Below are 19,347 nucleotides of genomic sequence, written 5' to 3'. Positions count from 1 at the left end.
CATAAAGTTTATTTTGGGAATGATTTTTAACATATTCCTACAAAGTATAAGTTATTATAGCATAATTATGGAGAAAGTAAAATGAAAATCGCGTAAAGTATAAAACGTTTTAAGGGTAGCCATGGCCGTTTTAATTATGATATAATATTTACTGAAATGCTTAAATTTTTATATTGTGAAAATGGATTGCATTGTTTTCACGATGAGAAAAGCCATCGCCCAGGCGGTGACAAAGGAGGGCTTGGAATGATTCAGTTATATGATGGAGGCGCGTACCTGGTCCACGGGACAGATGTCGTACCGGAACAGGATGTGGCCAAACTCAGACAGCTCACAGGCAAGACTATTTCGAAAGAAGAAGGGCGGAAGGGGACCATCGCCTATTCTATCTTGAAAAATCACAATACATCAGGGTCCATGGAACACTTGAAAATCAAGTTCGATGCCATGGCTTCCCATGACATTACCTTTGTCGGTATCATCCAGACGGCAAAAGCCTCGGGAATGGAAAAATTCCCGCTCCCGTATGTGCTGACAAACTGTCACAATTCGCTCTGCGCCGTCGGCGGCACGATTAATGAAGACGACCACGTCTTCGGATTGTCGGCAGCCAAGAAATATGGTGGCATCTTTGTTCCGCCTCACGTTGCCGTCATTCATCAGTACATGCGTGAAAAGATGGCCGGTTGCGGCCGCATGATCATCGGTTCCGACAGCCATACGCGCTATGGCGCTTTAGGGACCATGGCCGTCGGCGAAGGCGGCGGCGAGCTGGTCAAGCAGCTCCTGTGCGATACCTATGATATCGCCTATCCTGGCGTCGTCGGCGTCTACTTGACGGGGAAACCGAGCCCGGCCGTCGGCCCGCACGACATTGCCATCGCCATCGTCGGTGCCGTCTTCAAGAACGGCTATGTCAAGAACAAGGTCATGGAATTCGTCGGTCCTGGCGTCGCTTCCATGACGACGGATTACCGCAACAGCGTCGACGTCATGACGACGGAGACGACCTGCCTGTCGTCGGTATGGCGGACCGATGAAGACACGAAGGCCTATCTGACCCAGCACGGCCGCGGCGATGCCTATAAGGAATTGAATCCGGCCGACGTCGCCTACTATGACGGTATGATTTACATCGACCTGAGCACGATCAAGCCGATGATTGCCATGCCCATGCATCCCAGCAACGCCTTTACTATTGATGAGCTCAATGCCAATCTGGAAGATATCCTCCACGAAACAGAAGAAGCCATCAACGGCCGCATGAGCAATAAAGATTTGAAATACAGCCTGACCGATAAGATCCAGAACGGGAAACTCCAGGTCCAGCAGGGCGTCATCGCCGGCTGTGCCGGCGGCAACTACAGCAATGTCATGGCTGCCGCCCACATCCTGAAACAGGCTTCCTGCGGCAATGGCAATTTTACCCTCGATGTCTATCCGTCGTCGCAGCCGGTCTACCTCGACCTGGTCCGAAAAGGCGCTGTCGCCTCCCTCCTGGAAGCCGGTGCCATCTTCAAGACGGCTTTCTGTGGCCCCTGCTTCGGTGCAGGCGATACGCCGGCCAATAATGCCTTCAGCATCCGCCATACGACGCGTAACTTCCCGAACCGTGAAGGCTCCAAGCCGGGCAACGGCCAGTTCGCTTCCGTCGCCCTCATGGATGCCCGTTCTATCGCCGCGACAGCAGCCAATGGCGGTGTCCTGACCTCGGCCGAAGGCTATATGGACGACTACGTCGAAACGCCTTATGATTACGATGACCAGCCCTATGCGACTCGCGTTTACCAGGGCTTCGGCCAGGCCGATGAAGGCGCTTCCCTGGTCTATGGCCCGAACATCAAGGATTGGCCGGACATGGAACCCCTGGCTGATTCGGTCCTGCTCAAGGTCTGCTCGAAAATCCTCGACCCGGTCACGACGACAGACGAACTCATCCCGTCTGGCGAAACGTCGTCGTACCGGTCCAACCCCCTGGGATTAGCTGAATTCACCTTGTCCCGCCGCGATCCGGAATACGTCGGCCGGGCCAAAGACGTCGACAAAGTCGAACGGGCCCGCCTGGCCGGCGACTGCCCGGCTGGTATCGATCCGGCCTTGAAAGACGTCTTTGCCGTCTTGCGCGCTCATTTCGGCGACGTTTCTATGAAGGACGTAGAAATCGGCAGCATGATCTACTGCATCAAGCCCGGCGACGGTTCGGCTCGCGAACAGGCTGCCAGCTGCCAGCGCGTCCTCGGCGGCCTGGCCAACATCTGCCAGGAATATGCGACTAAGCGCTATCGTTCCAACGTCATCAACTGGGGCATGCTGCCTTTCCAGATGGAAGGCGAACCGGACTTTGAAATCGGCGATTACATCTATGTACCGGACATCAAGAAATCCCTTGACGGCGACATGAAAGCCATCAAGGCCTATGTCGTTGGCAAGGACTTGCGCGAATTGTCGCTGTACATTGCTCCCATGACGGACGATGAAAAGAAGATTGTCAAAGCCGGCTGCCTCATCAATTACAATAAGAACCGCTGATTATTCGTCGAAGGTATCGGGAAAAGCGCGGATCCCCTCTTTAGGGGACGTGTGGTAGTGATTTTTCCAGGCCCGGTAGAACGTCGAATAATTGGTGAATCCGCAGTCATAGCAGATTTCCGTCAAAGCCCGCCCCTCCTGCATGAGGTGGCGGGCTTTTTGCAGCCGTTTCGTCGTGATGTAGCTGGCAGCGGTCATGCCCGTCTCGGCCTTGAAGAGGTGCATGAGGTAATCGGGACTCATGAAAAAGGCCGCGGCCAGGCTGGAAATGGACAGGTCGCCGCTCAGGTTTTCTTCGATATAGGCCAGGATGCGGCGTATCTTCTCATTCTGATGGCCTTTTTGGACGACGTGGAGCTTGTCTTTCTGAAGGGCCCGCGTCAGGTGGATCATGAACTCCGTAAACAGCGTTTCCTGCAGGAGCGGGCTTTCCGGGCCCATGTCGGCCCAGGCCCGGCGCAGGCGGCACGATACATTGTATAAATTGTCCGCTTCCTGGGGCTGGCGCAGGATGGGGGCGTTTTCCCGCGTGAATATCTGCCCGGCCGGACAGCCGCGGCGTTCATAGCCCTGTAAATAAGATGGAGAAATATAGGCTATGATGCGTTCGTAGACGGCATCGCCATAGATGATAGGGCGGTGGATCCTGCCGGCCGGGATGACGACGATGTCGAAGGGCTGCAGGTCGTAAGCCGTCCCTTCTACGTCATACGACACATGGCCCCGGAAGAAAAGGGTAATCTTGTCGAAGTCGTGATAATGATAGGGGCAGGTCCACTGCCGCTTGTCCGAGAGATGGAAGAGTTTCAGTTTTTCTGCTAAATAACCGGTTTTCTGAGCCATGGCCGTGTCACCTCGCCTGATATACGTATAACAGGATTTGCAATATAAACAGCATTATTTTCATATATTTGCCACTTTCCGCTATTGTATAATAACAACTGTAAGGATTCAAGTAAGCAATGAAATCAGAAATAGATATTTTTTATGGAGGACTCAACTATGAAATTCGTAAAAATGCACGGTTTAGGCAATGACTTCGTCTTTTTGGAAGATAAGAACGGAGCTGACAAGGATTTTTCCCAGCTGGCCATCAAGATGTGCGCCCCTCATACGGGCATCGGTGCCGACGGCATCATCGTCATCGTGCCGAGCGATAAAGCCGACGTCCGCATGCGCATCATCAATGCCGACGGCAGTGAAGCGGAAATGTGTGGCAACGGCATCCGCTGCTTTGCCAAATACGTCTACGACAACGGCATCATCGACAAGAAAGAATTTGCTGTCGAAACCCTGGCGGGCATCATGAAACCGAAAGTCACTGTCGGCGACGACGGCAAAGTCAGCCTGGTCACGATCAACATGGGCAAACCCTTTACCGACCGCGCCCAGATTCCCATGGAAGGCCCGTCGGGTCCGGTCATCGATGAACCCATCGACATCGACGGCAAGACCTATAAGATCACCAGCCTGCTCATGGGCGTCCCCCACACCATGACTTACGTCAAGGATGTCGATGCCGTCGATCTCCATGAATTGGGCCCGAAATTTGAAACGTATAAAGCCTTCCCGCGCAAGACCAATATGAACTTCGTCCAGGTCATCGACGACCACACCATCAAAGTCCATACGTGGGAACGCGGTGCCGGGGCCACCCTGGCCTGCGGAACCGGCTCCTGCGCCTGCGCCGTCGGCTCTTTCCTGAACGGCTTCACCGGCCGCAGCGTCGACGTCCAGCTCTACTTGGGCACGCTGCACATCGAATACAACGAACAAGACGGCAACGTCTACATGACCGGCCCGGCCGCCGTCACCTTCACCGGCGACTGGCTGGAAGACTAGCGCTTTGGCAGAAAACGGTTTCTGACGTTGGCCATGAGCTGTTTTTTCCCATCGTTTGCCGTTGTAGGGGCGCCACGCGGGGCGCCCGCGTGAATCCTGGAGATATCCTCATCATGTATTTACGTGAAACTTCGGCAAACGAACCACGAAAAAGGGCTGCTCGCTTATGCGACAGCCCTTTTTCATTTTACCAAGGGAGGTTTTCACTATTGGAAATGCATGATATACAACGCGGCGCCTTTGTCGACAGGCCGAATCGTTTTATCGCCCATGTTTCTCTCGATGGCGACATCGCAACTTGTCATATGCCCAATCCAGGGCGAATGTGGGAATTGCTCTTTCCCGGCGTCACGGTCTATGTCCGGCCGGCGACTAATCCCAAGCGGCGGACGGCTTACGACGTCGTCGGCATCGAGCGCGACGGCATCCCGATTCTGCTCGATACGCAGTACAATAATGATACGGCGGCCTGGCTGGTCCAGGAACACCGCATCCCCGGCTGGGAAGACTGGGACCTCATCCGCCGGGAAGTCACCGTCGGCGACAGCCGCTTCGACCTCCTACTGGGACGGGGAGAAGAACGCTTTTTCGTCGAAGTCAAGTCGTGTACCCTTTTCAGCCGAAACGGCGCCATGTTCCCCGATGCCGTCACCGAACGGGGCCGAAAGCATATCCTGGAACTAGCCGCCATGAGTCGTCAGGGCATCCATACGGGCGTCTTGTTCCTGGTCCATTGGGACCGGGCCCGCTGGTTCCTGCCGGATTATCATACGGATCCGGCCTTTGCCCAGGCCTTTTATGAAGCGGCACCGCACCTGGACTGGAAAGCCCTGGCCCTGCACTGGGACGGCTCCTTTTCCCGGTCCGGCGTAGCCGGTGTGTTAGCGTATCCCCAGGCTATCCTGGAACGGGAGAATCACGACGGCGGTGATTATACATTCATCCTGCACCTGCCAGAAACGAAGGATATCGTCATCGGTTCCAAAGGGAGCTTCCATTTCCCGGCCGGCTACTATGTCTATACCGGGTCGGCCCGGAAGAACCTGGCTGCCCGCCTGGCCCGGCACAGCCGCAAGCGCAAGAAGATGCACTGGCATATCGATTACCTGCGGCAGGAAGCGGACGTCGTCGCCGCCCTGCCCATCCGGACGGCCGATGACCTGGAACACGATCTGGCACAGGCCGTCGGCGCCGTTTCCGACTGGTCCATCGACGGCTTTGGTTGCACGGACTGTACATGCCCATCCCATCTCTTCGGCTTTACGGTCAATCCCATCCATTACCGGCCCTTCATCCAGATTGTCGAAGATTTCCGCATGAACCGCCTAGACTCGTCTATTTTTTATGCTATAATGGGGTAAATCACAATTTGCTAGGGGGAGATAAAGACATGGAACGCGCACAAGCATTGGCTTTATTGCAAAAATATAATCAGGAACCGTTTCACATCATGCATGCTCTGACCGTCGAAGGCGTCATGCGCTGGTATGCCCAGGAACTGGGCTATGGCGACGACGTCGATTTCTGGGGACTCGTCGGCCTGCTCCACGATGTGGATTTTGAAAAATATCCGGACCAGCACTGTAAAAAGGCGCCGGAACTGTTGAAAGAAATCGATGCCGACGACGCTTTCATCCACGCTGTCGTCTGCCATGGCTATGGCATCTGTGTCGACGTCGCACCGGAACACTTGATGGAAAAAGTCCTCTTCGCGGCCGACGAATTGACGGGCCTCATCTGGGCTGCCGCCAAAATGCGTCCGTCCAAGAGCACGAAAGACATGGAAGTCAAGAGCCTGAAGAAGAAATTCAAAGATAAGCGCTTCGCCGCTGGCTGTTCCCGGGATGTCATCAAACAGGGGGCAGAAACCCTTGGCTGGGACCTGAACGACCTCTTTGAAAAGACGATTTTAGCTATGCGCTCCTGTGAAGACGGCGTCCGCAAGGAATGTCTGGAACTGACAGGCGTAGAAGAATAAATAGGAGGAAACCACTATGAAATTACGTAAAATGATGATGACCACTGTAGCCGCAGCCATGCTGACCCTCAGCGCTGCCGGCGTATCCTTCGCATCGGGCTTGGGCACGATCAATGCCGGTGCTCTCTTGCAGCAGCATCCGCAGTACGCTAAGACCATGGCTGCTTGGCAGTCCGACGTCAAATCGGCTCAGCAGGATTTCCAGAAAGAATTAAAAAAGACTAACGACAAGGCCGCTCAGCAGGCACTGGTACAGAAATATAACACCAAACTGAACCAGCAGCGCATCGCCCTGTTCTCGCCCTTGGAAAAGGATATCCTCGCTAAGACCCAGGCCGTCCAGAAAGAAAAAGGCCTGGACTACGTCGTCCTCTCGGGCTCCGTCGTCATCGGCCAGGCCCAGGACATCACCAAAGACGTCGCTGCTAAATTGAAATAATACCCATAGCCACTAACCACTTAAAAGGACTTGTCGCATGGCGGCAAGTCCTTTTGCATTCATGGAATTTCCAAAACGGGCAAAAAGCGCAAAGGTTGTCTTAGGGCGTTATCTTTTATTCCCTATGGCTCTAACGTATGATAAGGGTACGAAATGAGTCATTCGGAAACTAAAAGAAAAGGAGAACAAGTAGATGGAAATTGTTGCTATCGTCCTAAGTTTATTTTTACTTGTCACATTTGCTTATCGCGGATTCTCGGTTATTTTGTTTGCGCCGATTTTCGCCCTCTTTGCAGCCAGCTTTTCGGGGCTGCCGATTTTACCGGGGTATACGGAATTGTTCATGGCTAAAGCCGTTACCTACATCAAATCCTTCTTCCCGGTCTTCCTCCTCGGTGCCGTTTTCGGCAAGGTCATGGAAGAAACGGGCATGGCCCGCAGTATCGCTATGGAAACGATCAAGCTCATCGGGAAAGATAAGGCTGTCTTCGCCGTCGTCTTCGCCTGCATGATCCTCTGCTATGGCGGTATTTCCATGTTCGTCTGTGCTTTTGCTGTTTATCCCTTCGCTGCCGCTCTGTTCCGCGAAGCTGATATTCCGAAACGTTTGATTCCGGCCTGCTTCGTTGCCGGCGTCTTCACGGCTACCATGGACTGCTATCCTGGTTCGCCGCAGATCCAGAACATCATCCCGACGATTTATTTGGGAACGACGACTTTTGCCGCTCCGATCTTAGGTTTGATTTGTGGTACTTTATTGATCGTCCTCTGCTTCATTTACCTCGAATTTCGCCGCAAACAGATGGCCCGTTCCGGCGAAGGCTATGGCAACCATACCCTCAATGAAACGGTCATCGATCCGGAAGCTTCTCTTCCGCCCTGGCAGTTGTCCATCATTCCGCTCATCGTCGTCCTGGTCCTGAACTTCTACTTCTCCATGATTTTCCAGTGGGATGAATCCTTATTAGAACCGTTCCGCGCCATGAACGTGCCCCTGTTGGCTAAAGGCGTCCACAATGTCGTCGCTATCTGGGCCCTGGTCCTCGGTCTCTTGGCTGCTATCATCATCGCCGCTGCAACGGGCCGCAAATTCATGTCCAAGAACACCAGCGTCAAAGCTGCTCTCAATGCCGGCGCCTTAGGTTCCCTGCTGGCAATCATGAACACGGCATCGGAAGTTGGTTACGGCAACGTAATTTCGTCCTTGCCGGGCTTCATGGAAGTCGCTGATGCCCTCCTCGGTATCGGCCAGGGCATGCCGTTGTTCAACGTCGCCTTGATGGTCAACATCCTGGCTGGTATCACCGGTTCTGCTTCCGGTGGTTTGAGTATCGCCCTCGATATCTTTGGTCAGCACTTCCTGGCAGAAACAGCTGCTGTCGGTATTCCGGCTGAAGTCGTCCACCGTATTGCAGCCATGGCTTCCGGCGGTATGGACAGCCTGCCCCATAACGGCGCTGTCATCACGACCTTGGCTATCTGCGGTCTGACTCATCGCGAAGCTTATAAGGATATGTTCGCCATTACCCTCTTGAAAGTAGTCGTCGCCTTCTTCGGCGTATTCTTCTACATGTTAACTGGTATTGTATGATTGGTTATTAGCGGGCCGCCCTTTGGGACGGCCCCTACAAATGCTAACCACTAGCCACTAACCACTCAAAAAGGCGCTGTCTTCGAGGACAGCGCCTTTTTCATTTCCCTTCTTTCAAATCAGCGGCACAGACTTTTCCGATGCGTGTGAGCAGGTTCAGTAGTTCCTCCCGCTCTTCTGGCTTAAAATCTTTAAAGACCATGTCGTTCAGTTCTTCGATACGCTTCTGGACCGGTTCTTTGATGGCCATGCCGGCAGCCGTCGGTTTGACGCGGATGCTGCGGCGGTTATTGGGGTCGAGGATGCGGTCGATGAGGCCTCGCTTCTGCATCCGGTCGAGGACGCCGGAAATGGTGGAGTTTTCGACGCGCAGGATGTTGGCAATTTCCTTCGGCGTCAGCGTTTCATCTTTCCAGAGACAGGCCAGGACGCCGTATTGTCCCGGTGTGATGCCGAACTCGGAAAGGTTTTCGGAGAAGATCAAAAAGACTTCATGTTGTGAAATGGTTAGCAAAAAATTAATGCATCTCGTGTAATCCACAGGATATCTGCCTTCCTTCTGACAATATTTCGTATTCCTAATTAGTTTACATTTTATCATATTTTTGCATATCTATCTAGTAAGTAGCTTTTATTTTTGCCTTGCCGTATAATAAATGTGAAAACATGCAAAGGAAGGGTTCTATGAAACGCAAGCAGATTTTTGGCTTTGATTATACCAACAACGAGTATATGAAAATCTTCATGTACCTTCTCGTCGGCGGCTCGGCGGCTCTCTTGGAATGGTCGCTTTTTTATATTTTCTTTCGGCTGTTGTCAGCCGGTGCTGTGTTTTCGATGCAGACGCAGACCGTCCTGGCTGCGACGACCCTGGCTTTTGCCTCGTCGACGCTATATCATTATGTGCTCTGTAACCGCTTTGTCTTCGACAGCGGCAGCCGCTATCACCGCGGGACGGAAGTGTCCCTGGTCTTCGTTGTCAGTGCCATCGGCCTGGGCTGGAATCTCCTGCTCATGTGGCTGTTTACGTCACCGGCTATTTTAGGGCTGAATCCGATGGTGTCGAAAATCATGGCCAGTGCCATCGTCACCGTTTGGAATTATGTGTCGCGTAAGAAATGGATTTTTAAGTAAGGGGGTGTCTCTATGGCACGAGCAGCACGCGTTATGGAAATTTTACAAGATATGATTCATATTGACAGCGAGACGAATACGCCTAAAGAACGGCAGATGGAATTGTACCTGCAGCAGTTCTTTTCTCATCTCGATGGCGTCGCCAGCGGCCTCATCCACGTACCCGACGATAATTGCCAGCGGTCTGTCGTCTACGGCCTCGTCCGCGGCAGTACGGGCCATACGGTCATTTTCATGAATCATCACGATGTCGTCGACGTAGAGTCCTATGGCTATCTGCGGGACCAGGCCTTTGACCCGCAAGGGCTGTATAAGGCACTGGAACGGGCTCCGCTCAGTGAGGACGTGCGCCGGGACTGGGAAAGCGGGGAATGGCTCTTTGGCCGCGGCTCCTGTGACATGAAAGGCGGCGCGGCTGCGCAATTAGCCGTCTTTGAGGATTATGCAGCCCATCCGGGCAAGGCCAGCCTGATTTATTTATCCCTGCCTGATGAAGAAACGTATTCGGCCGGCATGCGGACGGCCATTACCCTGCTCAACGAACTGCGCTCTTCTTATGGTCTGACCTATGATATCCTCATCGATAGCGAACCGAATCATAAAGAACAGGGGAAACTCGTCGCTTACACCGGTTCTGTCGGTAAAATCCTGCCCGTCGTCCTGGTACAGGGCGAACCAGTCCACATCGGCTGCTATGATAAAGGCATGAATCCCGTCGGCGTCCTGGCCCACCTCATCGCGGCGACCGAAGGCAGCCGGGAACTGACCGACAGCTGCGATGGTGAACAGACGCCGCCGCCGGCCTGGGTCTATCTGCGGGACCGCAAGGAACGCTACGACGTGACCCTGCCCCAGCGCGTAGCTGCCGCCCTGAACCTTCTGACTTACGACAAGACACCGGACGATGTCATGTATGTCCTTTTGGAAGAAACGCGGAGGGCCGTCCATGACTTGCAGCAGACCATGGGCAGCAATCTGCCCGTCTCCGTCTGCAGTGCAGATGAGCTCTTGCAGCAGGCTGCGGCCTACCCCGGCTTCGACGTCTTCTATGAAGCGGCTAAACAGGCTTCTTTCGTCGCCCTGCAAGACGGGCGCAGCACCTATGCCGAAGAAACGATACACCTCTTGGAGCAGATCCTCGATTTTACGGGCATTACGGCGCCGATGGCCGTCGTCGCTTTTGCGCCGCCTTATTATCCGGCAGCCGACAGCCTGTCTTTCCCGACGCCGGCCTTTACAGGCTTGCTGGAAAAGATTTCCTCGATGATGGATGTCCGCTTTGAACGCTATTTCAACGGCGTTTCCGATTGCAGTTACTGCTGCGTCGACCCCGATTTTGACGAAGGTATGGTCGAAAAGAACTTGCTCCTCTGGGGCAAAGCCTATCCTTTTGACTTGGAAAGCCTGAAAAAATTGCAGATTCCCTTCCTCCTCCTGGGACCGTGGGGCAAGGATTTGCACGAACGGACAGAACGCGTCCATATTGAAAGCGTATCGCAGAAATTGCCTCATATCCTCGATACCATCATTTCTTACGTCGGCCAGGCTGAATTATAAAATGTATGATGGTCGGTCAAGACATTACTAAAAAGCATGAAATAATGTAACCCATTTGTGACAATGATATGATATACTAGAACATAATAATGTCATAGGTGGCACTATTAAATACCAATAGGAAGCTGGGATTTATGATGAAAAAGAAATCTTTAGTATTGGCTGCAGTCATGGCAGCCTGCGCTACTTCCTTTGCTTTCGCTACGCCGCAGACGCAGTGGAACCAGGGACAGTGGCAGCTCGACTTGGGCGCTTGGAACCCGAAAGCTTCGGTTGACTCCAGCAACTGGGCCAAAGACGAATGGAAGGGTGGTCAGGAAGATACTGACTCCAAATGGGATTTCCAGGGCGGCCTTGGCTACGGCCTTTCTGACAAATGGGCTTTGCAGTACAACTACTACGGCTTGAAGACTAAGAGCGACAACAACAAATCCTACAAGACCGATGGCGATGAACACGAAGTAAACCTTGTTTACTCCATCAACAAGAACTTCGCTGCTTACGCCGGCTGGAACCGCATTAAAAACGACCTCGGCGGCGATGCTAACGACACCAACAACGTCGCTCAGCTCGGCTTGATTGCCAAAGCTCCCCTGGCTAAGAACCTCGACTTCTACGCTAAAGGCGCTGTCGGCACTAAGAAGACGACCATGTGGGAAGCTGGCCTCGGCTACAGCATTACACCGGACCTCGACATCAATGCTGGCTATCGTTACTTGAACACCAAATTGGCTGATGGCGGCGATTCCACCTTTGGCAACAAAGACGACGCTAACATCTCCTACAAAGGCTTCATCGCTGGCCTCTCCTATCGCTTCGGCGGCGGCCACAAAGAAGCTCCGGCTCCGGAACCGGTTTACACGCCGGAACCGACTCCGGCACCGGTCGTTGAAACGCCGGTCCAGAAGAACGACTACTACGTTGAAAGCGTTCACTTCGGCTTCGACGAAGACCAGCCGCTCGCTTCCGAACGCGCTAAGATGGACCACTTCGTCCAGGTTGCTAAAGCAAACCCGAGCGATACGTTCAAACTCGTCGGCAACACCGATGCCAAAGGCTCCAACGCTTACAACGATGACCTTTCCAAACGCCGCGTAGACAACGTAGCAGCATATGCTGAAAGTCAGGGCGTACCGGCTTCGCAGATGCAGCTCGACTACAAAGGCAAAACGGACCCCGTCAGCACCAACGACACCGAACAGGGCCGCGCTGACAACCGCCGCGTAGATATCTGGCAGAATCACTAAGTTTAGTGGCTCGTGGCTAGAAAAAACAGGCTATCTTTATGATAGCCTGTTTTTTTGTTTGATGTGAGATGTTTGACGTTTGATGTAGATGGAGCAAAATTTAAAAGCCATCGCTTCAAACATCATACATCAAACTTCAAACCAGAAATTCCCTCAAAAAGGGAATTTATCCTTGCCAAACTTCTGTTTTCACGATATAATAATGTAGCTAACTTAATAAAAGTACTGGTGCGTGGTAATCCGCCGGGGCTTGTGCAATGGGAACCTATGAACCTTGTCAGGTCCGAGAGGAAGCAGCAATAAGTAGACCTTTCCATGTGCCACGAGGAAACCTGGCGGGTTATCATACACGAGTACTTTTCAGTTGGTAAAAGCAGCGGTTAGCTGCTTTTTTTCGTATACGGAAGGGAAAGACTCATGGCATATATTGCATTATACCGCAAATGGCGGCCGAAGGATTTTGAAGATGTCGTCGGCCAGTCCCATATCACGGAAACCCTGCAAAAAGCGATAGATACGGACAAAGTAGCCCATGCTTACTTGTTTTCCGGTCCCCGCGGGACGGGCAAGACGAGCACGGCTAAAATTTTTGCCCGGGCCATGAACTGTGTCCACGGGCCGACGTCCCACCCGTGCAATGAATGTGAAGTCTGCCGCCACATCATGAGCGGCGAGTCCCTGGATGTCGTCGAAATCGATGCCGCTTCCAACCGCAGCATCGAAGACATCCGCACCTTGCGGGAAACGATTAAATTCATGCCGGCTGAAGGCCATAAGAAGATTTACATCATCGATGAAGTCCATATGCTGACGACAGAAGCTTTCAATGCCCTTCTGAAGACCCTGGAAGAACCGCCGGCCCATGTCATCTTCATCCTGGCGACGACGGAGCCGGAACGGATTCCCATGACCATCTTGTCGCGCTGTCAGCGTTATGAATTCCGGCGTATTACCAGCGAGGATATTGCCAAACGCCTGCTCTATGTGGCCGGACAGGAACAGATCGACCTGACCAAAGGTGCTGCCCATATCCTGGCTGTCCAGGCCGACGGCGGCATGCGCGATGCTTTGAGTATGCTCGACCAGTGCGTTAGCAACACGAGCGGTACCATTGACGAAGGCGTCGTCCGCGATTTGCTAGGCCTCATCGGCAAAGACTGGCTGTTTTCCCTGGCTCAGGCCATTTTCGACGGCCAAGGCGATGTCATCATCAAGGCTGTCGACGACGTCATCCATATGGGCAAGGAGCCGCGGGTCATCTTGATGGAGCTGCTGGCTCATTTGCGGGCCGTCATGCTCTGCCAGGCCGTGTCATCTTCCGACACCCTTTCGGCTTACGACGACTGCCTCGACGAGTTGCGTAAACAGGCTGGCGAATGGACGCCAGCGGCAGTTTTTCAAGTCCTGGCCATTTTACAGCAGGCACTGCTGACGGCCAAGACGTCGCCGGTTCCGCGCATTGCCGTGGAAATGGGGCTGCTCATGGCAGCGCGGCAGCTGAATCAGCCGCCCGTTGTCCCCGTTGCAGCGGCTTCTGCCGCCAAGGCTCCGGCTAAACCGGCTAAAACTGCTGTGGCAGAAAAGCCGGAAGTCGTCCCAGTTCCGGAAGAGGACGATTACAGCGGCGGCTACGGCCTGGAAGAAGCTGTTCCCTTTCCGGAAGAAGAGTTTACTTCACCTGGACCCACCGTTGGCCAGGCACCGGTACAGGAAGCTGCGGCCGCTATGCCCCAGCCTGCTCGTCCGCCTGTGCCACCGGCACCGCCCCGGCCCGAGCCCGTGAAGGCGGCCGCTCCGGCTGCGAACGTACCCGCTCCGGCACCGTCCCCGGCAGCGCAGCCTGTCGCATCGGCCGAATACCAGGACGTCTGGAAAAAGATGTGCGCCATTCTCGATAAAGAAAAGAAGAAAGCCGTCTTGTCCTGTATCCGCAACGGCCGCGTCGTTTACATCGGCGAAGGTCAGATCATCGTCGCCTTTAAGACGGCCTTCATGGTGAAAAGGGCCAACCGGGAAGATTACTATAAGTTTACTGATGCTGCCTTATCCCAGATACTGGGTGGCACGTACCACATGCAGGGCTTTTTGGAAGGTGATGCCGAACTGGATGGGTACGAAAAAAAAAAGAGTAACCTGACCCGGCCGGCGGAACCTGAACCGCTGCCCGAAGAGGATATTCCAGTTCCTGCGCCATCTCAAGAAGCAGCTAGTTCCAGCGATGAAACGGCATGGCAACCGGCTTCCATCGAGGATATGGATGAAGCCGAACGAGCCGCCTTGGGACCATTGCTTAAAAACGTAGGAGACTGTAATATATATATAGAAAATAAAAAATAAGTTTACACAAAATTAGGAGGAAAACAAATGTTTGGTGGAAATATGCAAGGTATGATGAAGAAAGTACAGAAAATGCAGAAAGAAATGAAGAAACTGCAGGAAGATTTGAAGAAACGCACTGTCGAAGCGACCGTCGGCGGCGGTGTCCTGACCATCGTCATGAACGGTGAAAAGAACGTCGAAAGCGTCCACATCGACCCAAGCATCATCGACCCGGAAGACGCTGAAATGCTGGAAGACCTCATGGTCGCTGCCGTCAATGAAGCCAACAAGAAAGTGGACGATATGATGGCTCAGGAAATGAGCAAGATCACCGGTGGCATGCACCTGCCGGGCATGTTTTAATGGATACGCCATTAGATAAGCTGACGGAAGAGTTCCGCCGCCTTCCCGGCATTGGCGTCAAGACGGCACGCAAGCTGGCTTACTATATCGTCCAGCAGCCGGCCAGCCGTGTCGACGAATTTGTCGATGCTATCCGCGATGCCAAAGCGAATATGCACTTCTGCTCGGTCTGCTTCAACTTATCGTCCCAGGATCCGTGCCCGATTTGCAGCGACATCAGCCGCGACCGCTCGACGATCTGCGTCGTCGAAACGCCGCAGGATGTCCAGGCCATTGAACGCAGCGGCGATTACCACGGCTTATATCACGTCCTGCACGGGGCCTTATCGCCTTTAGACGGCGTCAACGTCGAAGACCTGCGTATCCGCGAGCTCCTGCAGCGTCTGGGGAATACGACGGTCAAGGAAGTCATCTTGGCTACCGATCCTGACGTAGAAGGCGAAGCGACGGCGTTATACCTGGCCCGCCTCATCAAGACGGCCGGCATCCGCGTGACCCGCATTGCCCGCGGGCTTCCCATGGGCGGCGACATTGAATATGCTGACGAAGCGACGCTGGCTGGTGCCGTTGCCAATCGGCAGGAAATGTGAGGGTATTATGGAATATCTATGGATAGCCGCAGGCGTTTTTGTCCTGTTCTTAGTGCATAAGCTCATCTTGGCACCGATGCGCCATTTACTGGTCAATGTCGTCGTCGGCCTCATTGTCCTGTACGGCGTCAACCATTTTGGCTATCTTTTTGGCTTCCAGCACGTCCCCATCACCATCGGGACAGGCCTCATTATCGGTCTGTTCGGCTTGCCCGGGGTCGTACTGGTTACCTTGTATTACACGTTTTTTTAACCTACGCGAAGAGGGGATATCGTGAAATTGAAAAAATGGGCCGTCCTTGCCTGCACGGCTGCCTTGGCTGTATCAGTCCTTTCGGGCTGCGGCAACAGCGTGTCTACGAAAACTGAAACGGTTTCCAAGTCGGATCATCCTGTGGCTCTGACGCTGGATGCCAATATTACGGCTTTACATATGACCAATATCGTGCCGAAACTGTCGGGGAAACTCGTATCGACACCGTTGGCCGTCGGCCAGGAAGTCAAGGCTGGCGACGTCGTCGTCCAAGTTGATTCAGCACCGTATCAGCAGAGCGTCAGCCAGGCTGAATCGCAGCTTGTCGCTGCTTCATCGGCTGCGACGCCGACGTATAAGACCGTTACCGTACCGGCTGCCAGCAGCGGCGGCGGTGGTGGCGGCGATAACAGCGGCCACCGGGCGGAATTGAAGGCCTGGTATAATATGGGGGCCTTATCGAAAGTCGAATACAATCAGATGATGGCTGATGCTGGCGGCTCTTCAGGTTCTTCTCAGGGCGAGACGACTCAGACCGTCCAGGTCCAGGAAGCGCCGGCTGTGGACCATGAAAAAATCGCCCAGCTGCAGCAGGCCGTCCAGGCTGCCCGCGATATGTTAGGCAATACGACGATTTATTCGCCCATTGACGGCCGTGTCACGGCCGTATCGGATAATCCGTCTGTCGCCGTCGCCGGCAATGTCCTGGCTACGATTCAGCAGATGTCGCCGTTAGTGGCGACCTTTGCCATTCCTGAAATGTACATTGACGCTTTACAGGATGCCAAAAAAGACGGCAGCCTGCAAGTATCTATCATTGCCGCTTCGGGCGAAACGGAAACGGGGGAACTGACCTATCTGGCAACGACCAAGGATCCTTCGACCGGTTCTTATATGGCCAAGGTCACTTTCAACAACGCCAAGAACCTGTTCGTTCCCGGTGAATTTTATCACGTCCGCATCGCCACGCCGAAAGAAGTGTCCCAGATTACCGTTCCCAAGACGGCGGTCCGGACCAAAGACAGCGGTGACTTCGTTTACATCGTCAATGACAGCGGCCTGGCCGATGCCCGTTCCGTCCTGACTGGCGATGAAGAAGACGGCCGCGTCGTCATCCTCGACGGCCTCGACGAAGGCGATGTCGTCGTTGCCGATCCGCCGGATTCGCTGGAAATCGGCATGAAAGTTAAATCGTAATTCCAAGGAAGGTGAGAGCCAGTGGCAAAAGAAGAGCATCACAGCAGTTTATTGAAGTCCTTGGAAAAGAGCCTCGACGTCCTCGACCTCTTCGTGGAATGTAATACCGGCATGACCCTGAAGGACATTGCCGAACACACCCACTTGAATACGTCGACGGCCTTCCGCATTGTAAACACCTTGGAGCGGCGCCAGTATTTGACCCGCAACGATACGTCCAAGCAGTACCGCCTCGGTCCTCGAGCCCTGGCGCTGGGCTATTCGTCTCATTGGACAGAGAATGTCATCACTTTGGCCAAACCTTATTTACGGCGTTTACAGCAGTTGTTTAATGAAACGGTCAGCATTTACATTGCCGAAGGCGACTGCCGCATCTGCCTGGACCACGTCGAAAGCACCCATTCCCTGCGCCGGGTCATCCCCATCGGGGAGTCCCTGCCGCTCTATAAGGGGGCTGCCGGCCGGGTCCTGCTGGCCTGGACGAGCGATGACGAACGCAAGCGGTACATTGAAAAATACGGCAATATTTCTGAAGAAGAGTTCGCGGCCATCCGCCATAATGGCTATGCCATGACTCAGGATGAAAGCGAACACGGCTTATTTGCCCTGTCGGTACCTATCTTCAATTTTGAAGGCCAGGTCATCGCCTCTTTGACTATCGCCGGGCCGTCTATGCGTTTCTATGACTCGATCCGTCAGAAAATGCTGTTCACCATGAGCCAGTATGCCTATGAGATTTCCCATTCCCTGGGCTACCGGAAGAAAACATGACCGGCCGGAAATGGAGGGCTGACGAGTTTTGCGTCGACGCCAGCGTACTGGCCTCGCGCCTGCTGGGGCAGTACCTCATCCATGAAACGCCGCAGGGCCTCTGCAGTGGCCTCATCGTCGAGACCGAAGCTTATGGCGGCTGTTACGACGGCTTTGCTGACGACGGAGCCCATAGCTTTCATGGCCTTACCAAGCGGACGGCACCGATGTTCCACGCCGGCGGCATCAGTTATGTCTACCTGATTTACGGCATGTACTGCTGCTTCAATGTCGTCGCCGGTCCGGAAGGACAGGGCCAGGCCGTGCTCATACGGGCTGTTGAACCAGCTGAAGGGACTCCGCTCATGGTACAGCGCCGGAAGGCGAAGAAAGTCAGCAAGAATCTGACTAACGGGCCGGGAAAACTTTGCCAGGCCCTGGCTATTACGCGGGACCAGAACGGTCTGGATTTGACCGGTGATGAACTCTATCTGGCCCATCCGCTGCGTCAGGAACCTTTTTCTATCGTTCAGACGACGCGCATCAATATTGACTATGCCGAACGGGGAAAGCATTTTCCCTGGCGGTTCTATATAAAAGACAATCCTTATGTGTCTAAATTGTAATCCTAGTTAGGGGGAGATTACTATTATTGAATTTAGAGAAATCCGTTTGGAAGATAAACCTATTATAGATGACTATTTTCATCAGAAAAGATATGAACAGGCTGATGCTACCTTTATGACGCTCTTTGCCTGGCAGAAGCCCTATGAAATCCAGTGGGCTGAAGAAGACAATGTCCTCTACATCCGCTCGGGCCGCGGCAAGAAACAGTTCTGGATCCCGCCTTTCGCCCGCAAAGACGGCAGTTTCGCTAAAGGCGTCCTGCGCATGCATGAATGGTTCGAAGAACACGGCTATCCTTTCTTGATGAAAGGCGTCACGCCGGCTGCTGTCGAACGGATCAAAGCGCTCTGCGAAGACTGTTACGACTTCACGCCGGACCGGGACAATTATGAATACGTCTACCTGACGCAGAACCTGATTAATCTGTCGGGCAAGAAATACCGCCAGAAGAAGAATAACCTCAACCATTTCCGTAATCAGTATTTCGGCAACTGGGAATACGTCCCCATTACGGAAGATATCTTCGATGAATGTCTGGCCGCTGAACAGTCCTGGTATGACCAGCATGAAGCCGGCGATGAAGACGATGAACTCTTAGGCGAACGCCATGCCATCGAAACGGTCTTTAACAACTGGGAAGTCCTCCAGCCGACAGGCGGCGCCATCCGCATGTATAATAAGATCGTCGCCTTCTCCATCGGTGAAATGCTCAACGATGATACGGCTATCATCCATTTTGAAAAGAGCGATCCGACCATCCGCGGCCTGTACCAGGTCATCAACCATGAATTTGTCGTCCATGCCTGGCCGCACACGACGTACGTCAACCGCGAAGAAGACATGGGGATTCCCGGCCTGCGCCATTCCAAAGAATCGTATAATCCGGATCACTTCGTCGAAAAATACGACGTCACACTGCGCCAGAAATAAG

General features: G+C 53.5%; 19 protein-coding genes and 1 other RNA gene. 18 read left to right on the top strand and 2 right to left on the bottom strand.

The window, feature by feature from the left end:
- Positions 1–246: 246 nt before the first annotated feature.
- Positions 247–2,529 (top strand): hydratase, encoded by a 2,283-nt coding sequence (locus NOS26_RS03900; RefSeq protein WP_255917311.1) that lies wholly within the window; start codon positions 247–249, stop codon positions 2,527–2,529.
- Here the strand turns inward: NOS26_RS03900 and NOS26_RS03895 are convergent, their stop codons facing one another.
- Complete coding sequence (locus NOS26_RS03895) at positions 2,530–3,372, bottom strand: AraC family transcriptional regulator (RefSeq protein WP_255917310.1); 843 nt, start codon at positions 3,370–3,372, stop codon at positions 2,530–2,532.
- A gap of 159 nt (positions 3,373–3,531) precedes the next feature.
- Here NOS26_RS03895 and dapF point away from each other — a divergent pair, with 159 nt between their 5' ends.
- From dapF to NOS26_RS03870, 5 genes are all read left to right on the top strand, one after another.
- Positions 3,532–4,371 (top strand): diaminopimelate epimerase, encoded by an 840-nt coding sequence (gene dapF / locus NOS26_RS03890; RefSeq protein ID WP_036205034.1) that lies wholly within the window; start codon positions 3,532–3,534, stop codon positions 4,369–4,371.
- Between the two features lie 215 nt (positions 4,372–4,586).
- A complete protein-coding gene (sfsA, locus tag NOS26_RS03885) occupies positions 4,587–5,732 on the top strand; it encodes a DNA/RNA nuclease SfsA (protein WP_370687617.1) in 1,146 nt (381 codons plus the stop codon).
- 29 nt (positions 5,733–5,761) lie between these two features.
- Positions 5,762–6,349: a hydrolase gene (locus NOS26_RS03880; protein WP_014015453.1), complete on the top strand. Its 588-nt coding sequence runs from the start codon at positions 5,762–5,764 to the stop codon at positions 6,347–6,349.
- A 16-nt stretch (positions 6,350–6,365) separates the two neighbouring features.
- Positions 6,366–6,788 (top strand): OmpH family outer membrane protein, encoded by a 423-nt coding sequence (locus NOS26_RS03875; RefSeq protein ID WP_022496865.1) that lies wholly within the window; start codon positions 6,366–6,368, stop codon positions 6,786–6,788.
- Between the two features lie 193 nt (positions 6,789–6,981).
- Positions 6,982–8,379 (top strand): GntP family permease, encoded by a 1,398-nt coding sequence (locus NOS26_RS03870; RefSeq protein ID WP_014015451.1) that lies wholly within the window; start codon positions 6,982–6,984, stop codon positions 8,377–8,379.
- Between the two features lie 100 nt (positions 8,380–8,479).
- Here the strand turns inward: NOS26_RS03870 and NOS26_RS03865 are convergent, their stop codons facing one another.
- Positions 8,480–8,863: a MarR family winged helix-turn-helix transcriptional regulator gene (locus tag NOS26_RS03865; protein ID WP_051014185.1), complete on the bottom strand. Its 384-nt coding sequence runs from the start codon at positions 8,861–8,863 to the stop codon at positions 8,480–8,482.
- A gap of 200 nt (positions 8,864–9,063) precedes the next feature.
- Here NOS26_RS03865 and NOS26_RS03860 point away from each other — a divergent pair, with 200 nt between their 5' ends.
- The 12 genes from NOS26_RS03860 to NOS26_RS03805 all read left to right on the top strand — a co-directional run bounded on the left by NOS26_RS03860 (position 9,064) and on the right by NOS26_RS03805 (position 19,346).
- Positions 9,064–9,513 carry a GtrA family protein gene (locus tag NOS26_RS03860; RefSeq protein WP_014015449.1) on the top strand — a complete coding sequence of 150 codons (450 nt, stop codon included), beginning with the start codon at positions 9,064–9,066 and terminating at the stop codon, positions 9,511–9,513.
- A gap of 12 nt (positions 9,514–9,525) precedes the next feature.
- Entirely contained in the window at positions 9,526–11,070 is a 1,545-nt protein-coding gene (locus NOS26_RS03855) for a M20/M25/M40 family metallo-hydrolase (protein WP_255917308.1), read from the top strand.
- Positions 11,071–11,204: 134 nt separating this feature from the next.
- Positions 11,205–12,317 carry an OmpA family protein gene (locus NOS26_RS03850; RefSeq protein ID WP_255917307.1) on the top strand — a complete coding sequence of 371 codons (1,113 nt, stop codon included), beginning with the start codon at positions 11,205–11,207 and terminating at the stop codon, positions 12,315–12,317.
- A 183-nt stretch (positions 12,318–12,500) separates the two neighbouring features.
- An RNA gene (gene ffs / locus NOS26_RS03845) (signal recognition particle sRNA large type) lies at positions 12,501–12,694 on the top strand.
- Between the two features lie 40 nt (positions 12,695–12,734).
- On the top strand, positions 12,735–14,654 hold the full coding sequence (gene dnaX, locus NOS26_RS03840; RefSeq protein ID WP_255917306.1) for a DNA polymerase III subunit gamma/tau: 1,920 nt from the start codon (positions 12,735–12,737) through the stop codon (positions 14,652–14,654).
- Between the two features lie 27 nt (positions 14,655–14,681).
- Positions 14,682–14,999, top strand: coding sequence for a YbaB/EbfC family nucleoid-associated protein (locus tag NOS26_RS03835; RefSeq protein ID WP_014015445.1), 318 nt, complete (start codon positions 14,682–14,684; stop codon positions 14,997–14,999).
- The gene (gene recR, locus NOS26_RS03830; RefSeq protein WP_014015444.1) at positions 14,999–15,589 is read left to right on the top strand and encodes a recombination mediator RecR; all 591 of its coding nucleotides are present in this window, start codon (positions 14,999–15,001) and stop codon (positions 15,587–15,589) included. Before NOS26_RS03835 ends, recR begins: the two co-directional genes overlap by 1 nt.
- A 7-nt stretch (positions 15,590–15,596) precedes the next feature.
- Positions 15,597–15,842 (top strand): pro-sigmaK processing inhibitor BofA family protein, encoded by a 246-nt coding sequence (locus tag NOS26_RS03825; RefSeq protein ID WP_014015443.1) that lies wholly within the window; start codon positions 15,597–15,599, stop codon positions 15,840–15,842.
- 21 nt (positions 15,843–15,863) lie between these two features.
- Positions 15,864–17,039 carry an efflux RND transporter periplasmic adaptor subunit gene (locus NOS26_RS03820; protein WP_014015442.1) on the top strand — a complete coding sequence of 392 codons (1,176 nt, stop codon included), beginning with the start codon at positions 15,864–15,866 and terminating at the stop codon, positions 17,037–17,039.
- 21 nt (positions 17,040–17,060) lie between these two features.
- A complete protein-coding gene (locus tag NOS26_RS03815) occupies positions 17,061–17,810 on the top strand; it encodes an IclR family transcriptional regulator (protein ID WP_255917305.1) in 750 nt (249 codons plus the stop codon).
- A complete protein-coding gene (locus NOS26_RS03810; protein WP_255917304.1) occupies positions 17,807–18,415 on the top strand; it encodes a DNA-3-methyladenine glycosylase in 609 nt (202 codons plus the stop codon). Before NOS26_RS03815 ends, NOS26_RS03810 begins: the two co-directional genes overlap by 4 nt.
- Positions 18,416–18,461: 46 nt before the next feature.
- Complete coding sequence (locus NOS26_RS03805) at positions 18,462–19,346, top strand: phosphatidylglycerol lysyltransferase domain-containing protein (protein ID WP_353885128.1); 885 nt, start codon at positions 18,462–18,464, stop codon at positions 19,344–19,346.
- Position 19,347 lies beyond the last annotated feature (1 nt).

The sequence above is a fragment of the Megasphaera sp. SC8-1 genome (assembly GCF_024436295.1).
Lineage (GTDB): Bacteria > Bacillota > Negativicutes > Veillonellales > Megasphaeraceae > Megasphaera > Megasphaera elsdenii.
Note: the sequence above shows the minus strand (reverse complement) of the source record. Positions and strands in the feature narration are given on the sequence as shown.